8 protein-coding genes are annotated in these 9,344 nt (G+C 73.3%); 3 read left to right on the top strand and 5 right to left on the bottom strand.

Features of this window, described 5'->3' with window-relative positions; genetic code table 11:
* Positions 1-63: 63 nt before the first annotated feature.
* Entirely contained in the window at positions 64-1,050 is a 987-nt protein-coding gene (locus tag ACFUC1_RS19265) for an LLM class F420-dependent oxidoreductase (protein ID WP_379122698.1), read from the bottom strand.
* 100 nt (positions 1,051-1,150) lie between these two features.
* Here ACFUC1_RS19265 and ACFUC1_RS19260 point away from each other — a divergent pair, with 100 nt between their 5' ends.
* Positions 1,151-2,698 carry an MFS transporter gene (locus ACFUC1_RS19260; RefSeq protein WP_379122696.1) on the top strand — a complete coding sequence of 516 codons (1,548 nt, stop codon included), beginning with the start codon at positions 1,151-1,153 and terminating at the stop codon, positions 2,696-2,698.
* Here the strand turns inward: ACFUC1_RS19260 and ACFUC1_RS19255 are convergent.
* A complete protein-coding gene (locus tag ACFUC1_RS19255; RefSeq protein WP_379122694.1) occupies positions 2,648-3,883 on the bottom strand; it encodes a DUF6350 family protein in 1,236 nt (411 codons plus the stop codon). The genes ACFUC1_RS19260 and ACFUC1_RS19255 overlap by 51 nt on opposite strands.
* 159 nt (positions 3,884-4,042) lie before the next feature.
* Between ACFUC1_RS19255 and ACFUC1_RS19250 the strand changes: the two genes are divergently transcribed.
* The gene (locus tag ACFUC1_RS19250; protein WP_379122692.1) at positions 4,043-4,543 is read left to right on the top strand and encodes an RNA polymerase sigma factor; all 501 of its coding nucleotides are present in this window, start codon (positions 4,043-4,045) and stop codon (positions 4,541-4,543) included.
* Complete coding sequence (locus tag ACFUC1_RS19245; protein ID WP_379122690.1) at positions 4,536-5,957, top strand: hypothetical protein; 1,422 nt, start codon at positions 4,536-4,538, stop codon at positions 5,955-5,957. The genes ACFUC1_RS19250 and ACFUC1_RS19245 overlap by 8 nt, the downstream gene beginning before the upstream one ends.
* Before the next feature lie 100 nt (positions 5,958-6,057).
* Here the strand turns inward: ACFUC1_RS19245 and sucD are convergent, their stop codons facing one another.
* The 3 genes from sucD to ACFUC1_RS19230 form a co-directional block, all read right to left on the bottom strand.
* A complete protein-coding gene (gene sucD / locus ACFUC1_RS19240) occupies positions 6,058-6,945 on the bottom strand; it encodes a succinate--CoA ligase subunit alpha (protein ID WP_379122688.1) in 888 nt (295 codons plus the stop codon).
* 18 nt (positions 6,946-6,963) lie between these two features.
* Complete coding sequence (gene sucC / locus ACFUC1_RS19235) at positions 6,964-8,148, bottom strand: ADP-forming succinate--CoA ligase subunit beta (protein WP_379122686.1); 1,185 nt, start codon at positions 8,146-8,148, stop codon at positions 6,964-6,966.
* Between the two features lie 124 nt (positions 8,149-8,272).
* On the bottom strand, positions 8,273-9,344 hold a 1,072-nt coding region (locus ACFUC1_RS19230; protein WP_379122684.1), incomplete at its 5' end, for a DUF3048 domain-containing protein.

Below are 9,344 nucleotides of genomic sequence, written 5' to 3'. Positions count from 1 at the left end.
CGCCTGGGCACCCGGACGGTCGGATGCCCAGGCGTCCGGGCGCCGGCGATCAGCAAGCCTCCGTCAGGTGGACGGGGACGCGTCCCGCAGCTTCTGCAGGAGCGGCTCGGCGGCCTCGTCGAGGAAGCGCTGCTGCCCCTCGTCACCCACCTGCACCAGCGCGATGTCGGTGAAACCGGCCTCCCAGTAGGCGCTCACCGCCTCGACGATGCCGTCGAGGTCCGGGCCGCACGGGATCGAGTCCGCGACGTCCTCGGGCCGGACGAACTGCGAGGCCCCGGCGAATCCCGCCGGCGTCGGCAGGTCCGCGTTGACCGACCAGCCGCCGCCGAACCAGCGGAACTGCTCGTAGGCGCGCTTGACCGCCGTGTCGCGGTCCGGGTCCCAGGAGATGGGGATCTGGCCGATGGCCCGCGGCTTCGAGCCGGAGTCCGGGCGGGACGCGAGGAAGCCCTCGATGAGCTCCTTCTCCGGCTGCACGGCGATGACGTGGTCGGCCAGCGGACCGAACCGTCCGTAGGACTTCTCCCCCGACACGGCCACACCGATCGGCACGCCACCCTCCGGGCAGTCCCAGACGCGCGCGGAGTCGACGCGGAAGTACTCGCCCTCCCACGTCACGAGCTCGCCGGTGTGCAGCTCGCGGATGATGTGGATGGCCTCCTCGAGCATGTCCTGGCGGACGCCGACCGACGGCCAGCCCTCCCCGACCACGTGCTCGTTGAGGTTCTCGCCGCTTCCGAGTCCGAGGGTGAAGCGCCCCTCGGACAGCAGCTGCAGCGTGGCGGCCTTCTGGGCGACGACGGCCGGGTGGTACCGGAGGGTCGGGCAGGTCACGTAGGTCATGAGCTCGAGCCGCTCGGTAGCCTGCGCGACGGCGCCCAGGACGGTCCAGGCGTACGGGGCGTGCCCCTGCTCGGTCAGCCACGGCGAGTAGTGGTCGCTGCTCACCGCGAAGTCGAACCCCGCCTGCTCGGCGCCGGTGGCGTACCCGACCAGCTCGCGGGGTCCGGACTGCTCGGTCATGAGGGTGTACCCGAATCGCGTCATGCCCCCAACCTCACACGGCCCGCTCGGGCCCGCACGCCAGGCGCGGGCCCCAGCGTCTCGCGGTCGTGGGCGCGGACGGGGCGACGTAGGCTCGGCGTCCATGACGGGGGTTCCCGCGACCGCCTCGACCACCGGCGGTGGACCGGCCGTGCCGCTCGCCACCGCGCAGGGCCGGTGGATCGTGGCCGCGACCGTGCTCGGGTCGGGCGTGGTGGGCATCGACGCCACGGTCGTCAACATCGCGCTGCCGGCCATCGGCAGGTCGCTCGGCGCCTCGTTCGCGTCGCTGCAGTGGGTCGTCACGGCATACGCGCTGACGCTCGCTGCCTGCATCCTCGTGGGCGGCTCGCTCGGAGACCGCTTCGGCCGGCGACGCATCTTCCTCGTGGGGGTCGTGTGGTTCGCGGCGGCCTCCGTGCTGTGCGGAGCCGCCGGATCGGCGCCGCTGCTGACCACGGGGCGGGCGCTGCAGGGCATCGGCGGTGCCCTGCTCACCCCGGGCAGCCTGGCCATCCTCCAGTCGACCATCGCCCCCTCCGACCGGGCCCGCGCCATCGGGCTCTGGTCCGGCCTCGGCGGTGTGGCGACCGCGGCGGGCCCGTTCCTCGGTGGCTGGCTGGTCGACGCGGTGTCGTGGCACTGGGTCTTCTACGTCAACCTCCCGGTCGCGGCGGTGGTGGTGGCGGCGACCCTGCGGCACGTGCCGGAGTCGCGTGACGACACCGCCGGAGGCCATCTCGACGTGCCCGGTGCGGTCCTGGGCGCCGTCGCCCTGGCCGCCACGAGCTACGCGCTGATCGCCGTCGGGGGCGGGGGCAGCCCGGCCCTGGTCGCCGCGAGCGCGGTGCTGGCCCTGGTCGCGGCGGCCGGGTTCGTCGTCGTCGAGCGACGCTCGGACGCGCCCATGCTGCCGTTCGCGATCTTCTCCTCGCGGGCCTTCAGCGCCACGAACGTGGTGACCTTCATCGTCTACGGCGCCCTGTCGCTGGTCTTCCTCGTCCTCGTCCTCCAGCTGCAGGTCGTGTCCGGCTACGGACCCGTCGCCGCGGGGGTCTCGCTCCTGCCGGTGACCGGCCTGATGCTCGTGCTGTCGGCCCGGTCCGGTGCCCTCGCCGACCGCATCGGTCCACGCCTGCAGCTGACCACCGGGCCGCTCGTCTGCGCCCTGGGGCTGCTGCTCATGCTGCGGATCGGGCGGCACGCCGACTACGTGACGACGGTCCTGCCGGGCGTGGTCGTCTTCGGGCTCGGGCTCTCGGTCCTCGTCGCGCCGCTCACCGCCACCGCGCTGTCGTCGGCACCGGCCCAGCACGCGGGACTCGCGTCCGGGGTCAACAACGCCGTCGCCCGGACCGGCGGCCTGCTCGCCGTGGCAGCGGTGCCCGCCCTCGCAGGGCTCACCGGCGAGGTGTACGACGACCCGGGGCGGTTCGCGGCGGGATTCCGTGCAGTCCTCCTGTGCGCGGTGGGACTGCTCGTCCTCGGCGCCGCAGCGGCCGCCCTGCTGAGCGAGCGCCGCCGACCACGACCCCACCGCAGTCCCCACGCCGTGCCCTCGTGCTCGGTGGCCACACCCCCGGCCGTGGTGTCGGTCGCGTCAGCGGCGGAGCTTCCAGCGGTCCCACCCGAGGGCGACCAACGACCCTAGGGCGACCTCGACCAGCAGGGCCAGCGTCATGGACCCGGCGGGGGCGCCGATGCGGGACAGCCGGGCCGCGCCCAGCGACGAGCCGCCGAGCACGTCGAGCAGGCCGACCGCGCCGGCCGTGACGACGACCGCGACCGCGACGACGCCCAGCTTGGTCCGCTGGGTCGACAGCCGCGAGACGCTGCGCAGCGCCCGCCAGCCGACGAACGCACCGGCGGACACCGGGACGAGCACCAGGAGCGGCAGGGCGCCGGGGAAGGCTCCCGGCTCAGGCAGGGCCCCGAGCACGGGGACCATGGGCAGCACCGACGTGCGGCTGCCCGTCCACGTGGCCGACGCCCCCTCGACGGCCGAGAACCCGGTCCCGGCGAGGAACGAGACCGCCCAGAGCGCCAGGTTCGGCAGCACGGCGAGCTGGGCGAGCACGAGGACCGCACCGCCGACGACCCCCGGCGACAGCTCGGACTGCAGGTGGACCACGCGGTCGAAGTGGAGCACGACCATCACGACGCACACGACGATCCCGCTGCCGACCAGGACGGCCGCACCCTCGAGTCCCGCGCGCAGGCCCCTCGGGACGGCCGCGGGCAGCCAGCCGGGTCGGCGCACCGCCTCACCGAGCAGCTCCGGGCGCCGTCGCACGTGCCGCACCAGCGCCAACGCGGCCGCGAGGACCGGGACCACCAGGACCGGGAGGGCCACGGTCCAGGGCACGGGCTCCGGGCCGGCCAGCGCGGCCGCCAGCCAGCCCAGGGCAGCGCACACGGCATACCCGCCGGTCCACGCCCCGAGCTCGGCGGCCAGGCGCTGGTGGACCAGGCCACGCAGCGGTCGCGGTTCGCGGTCCTGGGCGGCCTCGAACGTCGCGCGCCCCGCCGACCACGTGGCCCCCAGCACCGCCAGCAGCAGGAAGAGCAGCGGCACCACGGTGACCGTGGCGGCACCGATGCGCAGGTGCGCTCCCCCGCCCAGCAGCCACAGGCTCGCGCCGGTGCCGAGCGCCGAGGTCCACGGCACGGTCGACTGCGACGCGGCCACCCAGACGAGCAGGGCAGGCAGGACGAAGACGCAGGCACTGACGGCTGCCGCACCGGCTCCGGCGAGCGCCGCCCGACGGAGCCCGGCGGGGTCGACACCCCCACGGCCGGTCGTCGTTCCCCCGCGCAGCAGCTCCATGACAGTCATGACCGCTCCATGGTCGCCGACCGGGGGCACCGATCCGCCGAGCAACGCCGAGGGAGGTCGAGAAAAGTCCGAACGCGCCGCAACCCGTCCGTGCCGAGCCGCGTCTGCTGCGGTGTGATGGCACTGGGGACCCGAGGAGGCAGCGCCCGGGAGGTGTCGATGGGACCGAGGTCGGACGAGGACGAGTTCGACGCGTTCTACCGCGACACCTCACGGCGCGTCGTGCACCTCGTCTACGGGTTCACCGGTGACCTGACCGTCGCGCAGGACAGCACCCAGGAGGCGTACGCCCGGGCCTGGCAGCAGTGGTCGACCGTGCGCAACCACGACGACCCGCTCGCCTGGGTCCGCACGGTCGCGCGGCGCATCGCGATCTCGGCCTGGCGCAAGCGCACCAGCCAGGACCGCGCGCACGAGCGGCACGGCGCGCACGACACGACGGGGCCACCCAGCGAGGACCGGGTCGCCGTCGTGGCCGCGATGCGCGAGCTGCCCGACCCGGTCCGCGAGGCCGTGGCCATGCACTACATCGGCGACCTGTCGATCGACCAGATCGCCCACGAGACCAACACCCCCGCAGGCACCGTCAAGGCCCGCCTGCACCGGGGCCGCGCACTGCTCGCGCAGGCCCTGAGGCACGAGGAGACCGACCATGGCTGAGCACGACGAGTGGACCGCGGCGGACGACGCCCTGGTGCGCCGCGCCATGGCGACCCTGCGCACCGACGTCGAGTCGGTGCCGCTGCCGGACGTGCGGTTCGTCAGGGCGAGGGGGCGGGCGCGTCGCCGCCACCGGTTTCTCGCGCTGAGTGCCGCAGCCGCCGTCGCCGTGGTCGTCGCCGGCACCGCCGGGTATGCCGTGTGGGGCCCCTCCTCGTCGCGGACCCCGGTCACGCCTGCCTCGAGCGGCCGGACGGCGTCGACGACGTCCTCCGCCAGCCCCACGACCACGGCGACCGACAGCCTGGCCGTGCCCGGCGCCCTGCCCCTGCTGACGGAGTGGACCTCGGCGCTGCAGCTGACCGGCACGGTGCGGCTGACCCCGGTGAAGCCGTTCGGGCCCATCGAGTGCCTGTCGTCCGAGCCCGGCACCAAGGTCCAGCAGGAGGAGGTCACCCGGGCCCCGGAGCTCCAGGGCGGTGCCACGCGGTTCCGCATCGGCGCCGGTCAGGACGTGCAGACCGCGGCTGCTGGCATCGCCCAGGACATCGCCGGCTGCCAGGTCCAGCCCGCCTACAGGGTCACCCAGAAGTCCGCGGCGAGCACGTGGCCGCGCCTGTTCTCGTACACCGCGGGCGGTGCCGGTTCGGGCTGGTGGGTCGTCGCGCCGGGTCCGCACGACGTCACCGTCCTGCAGGTCAACCAGAACGACCGACCGGAGTCGAGCTTCACGCAGGCCCAGGTGGCCCGGCTGGCCGAGATCGCCACCGAGCGGCTGGCCCGCTACGGCTCGGGGACCACCACGACCACCACGCCGGCCCCCGACGTCACCGGGCCCAAGGCCATCGACGAGCAGATGCCGGTCGTCGGCCCTGGCCCCCTGCCGCCGTCGTCGCTGTTCGTCGCCGCCTCGCAGTGGAGCTCCGCCGCCCTCACCGGTGGGTCCGCGACCGACGCAGGGCCAGGCGCCCTCGAGGGCTCGACCGCGGTGGCCTCGTGCGAGACGGACCAGCAGCAGGCCGGCATCGGTGGACGGGTGGGCGTGGTCTCGATCCGGGTCGGCACCAGCGCCTCCGGGTACGTCGGCCGCCAGCGGGTCCAGCTCGACGACTCCACGGGTGCGGACACCCAGCAGGCCTACGTCGATGCGCGGCTGGCCGAGGCGAGGACGCTGTTCGGGGCGGGGTGCTCGGTCCCCAACGCGACGATCCGGTCGACACCGGGCCCGACCGCGGGCACCTGGCGGCTCGACACGGTCTTCTCGGACGGGACCCCGACCTTGTCCGAGTGGGTCGGCGTCACCGCCCAGAAGACCCCGGGAGCGGTGTCCACGATCGTCCTCACCAGGGTCGCGGACCCGACGCAGGGCTTCGCCGAGCTGGAACGGCTCCTCAACCTGGCCCGCCAGAAGTAGCCACCCGGCATCCGCGGGGACGCCGCGAGGCCGCCACCCAACCCGGGGTGACGGCCTCGCGAACCGCGTTGCGGCAGAACGTGTTTTTGCAGGCGCGCTGTCAGAGGTTGCGCATGATCTCGCGCATGAGCTCGGCGGTCTCGGAGGGCGTCTTGCCGACCTTGACGCCGGCGGCCTCGAGGGCCTCCTTCTTGGCGGCGGCGGTGCCCGACGAGCCGGAGACGATGGCGCCGGCGTGGCCCATCGTCTTGCCCTCGGGGGCGGTGAAGCCGGCGACGTAGCCGACGACCGGCTTGGTCACGTGCTCCTTGATGTATGCCGCGGCCCGCTCCTCCGCGTCGCCGCCGATCTCGCCGATCATCACGATGGCGTCGGTCTCCGGGTCCTTCTCGAAGGCCTCGAGGCAGTCGATGTGGGTGGTCCCGATGATCGGGTCGCCGCCGATGCCGACCGCGGAGGAGAAGCCGAACTCCTTGAGCTCGTACATCATCTGGTACGTCAGGGTGCCCGACTTGGAGACGAGGCCGATGCGCCCGGCGCCGGCGATGTCGGCGGGGATGATGCCGGCGTTGGACTTGCCGGGGCTGATGAGGCCGGGGCAGTTCGGGCCGACGATGCGGGTCGTGCCCTTCTCACGCGAGTAGGCGTAGAACTCGGCGGTGTCCTTGACCGCGATGCCCTCGGTGATGACGACGGCCAGCGGCATCTCGGCGTCGATCGCCTCGACCACGGCGGACTTCGCGAACGCCGGAGGCACGAAGATGACCGACACGTTGGCGCCGGTCTCCTTCATCGCCTCCGCGACGGTGCCGAACACCGGGACGGTCACGCCGTCCTCGAAGTCGACCGTCGTCCCGGCCTTGCGGGGGTTCACGCCACCGACGATCGCGGTGCCGGAGCGGAGCATGCGCTGGGTGTGCTTCATGCCCTCGGAGCCGGTCATGCCCTGGACGATGACCTTGGAGTTCTCGTCGAGAAAGATTGCCATTTCGCTTCTGTCCCTTGCTCAGTTGGCCTGCGAGGCCAGCTCGGCGGCCCTGCGGGCCGCGCCGTCCATGGTCGCTTCGATGGTCACCAGCGGGTGGTTCGCCTCGGCGAGGATCCGGCGGCCCTCCTCGACGTTGTTGCCGTCCAGGCGGACGACGAGCGGCTTGGTCGCCTCGTCGCCGAGCGCGTTGAGGGCGCCGACGATGCCGTTCGCGACCGCGTCACAGGCGGTGATGCCGCCGAAGACGTTCACGAACACCGACTTCACCTGCTCGTCGCCGAGGATGATGTGCAGGCCGTTGGCCATGACCTCCGCGGAGGCGCCGCCACCGATGTCGAGGAAGTTGGCCGGCTTCGGCGAGCCGGGGAACTCCTCACCGGCGTAGGCGACGACGTCGAGCGTGGACATGACCAGCCCGGCACCGTTGCCGATGATGCCGACCGAGCCGTCGAGCTTGACGTAGTTGAGGTCCTTCTCCTTGGCGGCGGCCTCCAGCGGGTCGGCCGCGGCCTTGTCCTCGAGGGCGGCGTGGTCCGGGTGGCGGAAGTCGGCGTTGCCGTCGAGGGTGACCTTGCCGTCGAGGGCGATGATGTCACCGTCCTCGGTCTTGACCAGGGGGTTCACCTCGACCAGCGTCGCGTCCTCGTCCCGGTAGACCTCCCACAGCCGCTGCAGGACCGGGACGACCTTGGCGCCGGTCTCGGCGTCGAAGCCGGCAGCCTCGACGATCTCGCGGGCCTTGGCCTCGTCGACACCGGTGTTGGGGTCGACCTCGATGCGCGCGAGGGCCTCGGGCCGCTCGACCGCCAGCTGCTCGATCTCCATGCCGCCCTCCTTGCTGCACATCGCGAGGTAGGAGCGGTTGGCGCGGTCGAGCAGGATCGAGAAGTAGTACTCCTCGGCGATCCGGGCGCCCTGCGCGACCATCACGGTGCCGACGGTGTGGCCCTTGATGTCCATGCCGAGGATGGCCTGGGCGTGCTGCTCGGCCTCGTCGGCGGTCTTGGCGACCTTGACGCCGCCGGCCTTGCCGCGGCCGCCGGTCTTCACCTGGGCCTTGACGACGGTCACGCCGCCGGACTTCGGGCCGATCTCCTCCGCGGCGGCGCGGGCCTCGGCGGGGGTGGTGGCGGTCTTGCCGGCGAGCACGGGCACACCGTGCGCCTCGAACATGTCTCGGGCCTGGTACTCGAACAGATCCACGTCTGACGTCCTCGTCTGGGGAAGGGTGTGGTTCGCGCCCGAGACTAGTCCCGTGCGTGGGTGGTGGTGCTGCCGGGTGCGGCGAGTGGGACCAATCTCACCGCGACCGGCCGCGGCGCCCGGGTCACCGGACCGTGACCGGCCGGCCGACCGGTACGAGCAGCACCCACACGGTGCCCTCCGGGGCGAAGGTCACCACCTCGCCGTTGGCCTTGAAGGTCGTGGGGGCTGTGGCAGCTGCACGCGACCACTCCCCCTGGAAGACCTGGCCGCCACGTAGCACGACCGCCCGGCCCGACCCCACGAGCTGCTCGACGGGCGTCGGTCGCCCGTTGACGTCCAGGTTGGGCGAGTCCTTGGTCACGACGAACTGCACGACCACCGTGGAGGCGCCGTACTGGCGCCCCGAGGGGCTGACGTCGGGCCGGCCGTCGGTGGTGACGAGGTACTCCTTGCGGACGGCGTTCCAGGTGAGGGTCTCCGTCGCCGAGGGCCAGCTGGCGGTCACGGTGGTGGCTGCCGCCCCGCCGGCGATGGCGGGGCCGTACCGGAACCCGATGTCCCCCGGCCTGACGCTGCCCCCTGCCCGGGCGAGCAGCACCTTGGGGTCACCGATCACGTTGTAGGGGGCGGGACGGCTGTGGTCGCGCCGGAAGCCGAGCGAGGACTGGTCGAAGCTGAGGTTGACCTGGGTCCCGCGGGCGAGGACGCCGGCGGTGTAGGACGAGGAGCCGGAGAAGGCGAGCGCGACCCGGCCGTAGTTGGCGAGCAGCGTGACGTCCGACTCCCGCGCGCTGCGCACGGGTCCGACCTGAGGCGCCTGGTGCCGGCTGAAGATGACGAGCAGCCGGGTCAGCCCACCCTCCACGGGCTCGACGTAGACGACGTCCGCCTGGTCGAGGCCGATACGAGGCCGGGCCCGGGGCGTGTTGTCGATCTTGACGGCGAGGACCGGGCCGCCGACGAGCGGCGTCGGCCCGGGCGGCGGCGTCGTGGTCGTGGTGGTGGTCGTCGTGCGCGGCGTGGTCGTGGGCGCTCCGCATCCGGTCCCTGAACAGCCGCCAGAGCACGCGGCGGCGGCTGCGACGACGGCCAGTGCCAGGGTGGCCCGAACCGTCCGGTGGGCACCGCGCTCCATGACCTCAGGATAGGCGGCACCCGTCCCGCGGGAGCCGCGGCGCGCGGGAGCAGCGATG

This window comes from Pedococcus sp. NPDC057267, from assembly GCF_042668795.1.
Classification (GTDB): domain Bacteria; phylum Actinomycetota; class Actinomycetes; order Actinomycetales; family Dermatophilaceae; genus Pedococcus.
This window is presented reverse-complemented; position numbering and strand designations above follow the sequence as displayed.

What these genes read in the sequence shown, in the direction of transcription:
- ACFUC1_RS19265 (WP_379122698.1), bottom strand. Translation starts at nt 1,050, where the DNA reads ATGACGCGATTCGGGTACACCCTCATGACCGAGCAGTCCGGACCCCGC.
- ACFUC1_RS19260 (WP_379122696.1), top strand. Translation starts at nt 1,151, where the DNA reads ATGACGGGGGTTCCCGCGACCGCCTCGACCACCGGCGGTGGACCGGCC.
- ACFUC1_RS19255 (WP_379122694.1), bottom strand. Translation starts at nt 3,883, where the DNA reads ATGACTGTCATGGAGCTGCTGCGCGGGGGAACGACGACCGGCCGTGGG.
- ACFUC1_RS19250 (WP_379122692.1), top strand. Translation starts at nt 4,043, where the DNA reads ATGGGACCGAGGTCGGACGAGGACGAGTTCGACGCGTTCTACCGCGAC.
- ACFUC1_RS19245 (WP_379122690.1), top strand. Translation starts at nt 4,536, where the DNA reads ATGGCTGAGCACGACGAGTGGACCGCGGCGGACGACGCCCTGGTGCGC.
- sucD (WP_379122688.1), bottom strand. Translation starts at nt 6,945, where the DNA reads ATGGCAATCTTTCTCGACGAGAACTCCAAGGTCATCGTCCAGGGCATG.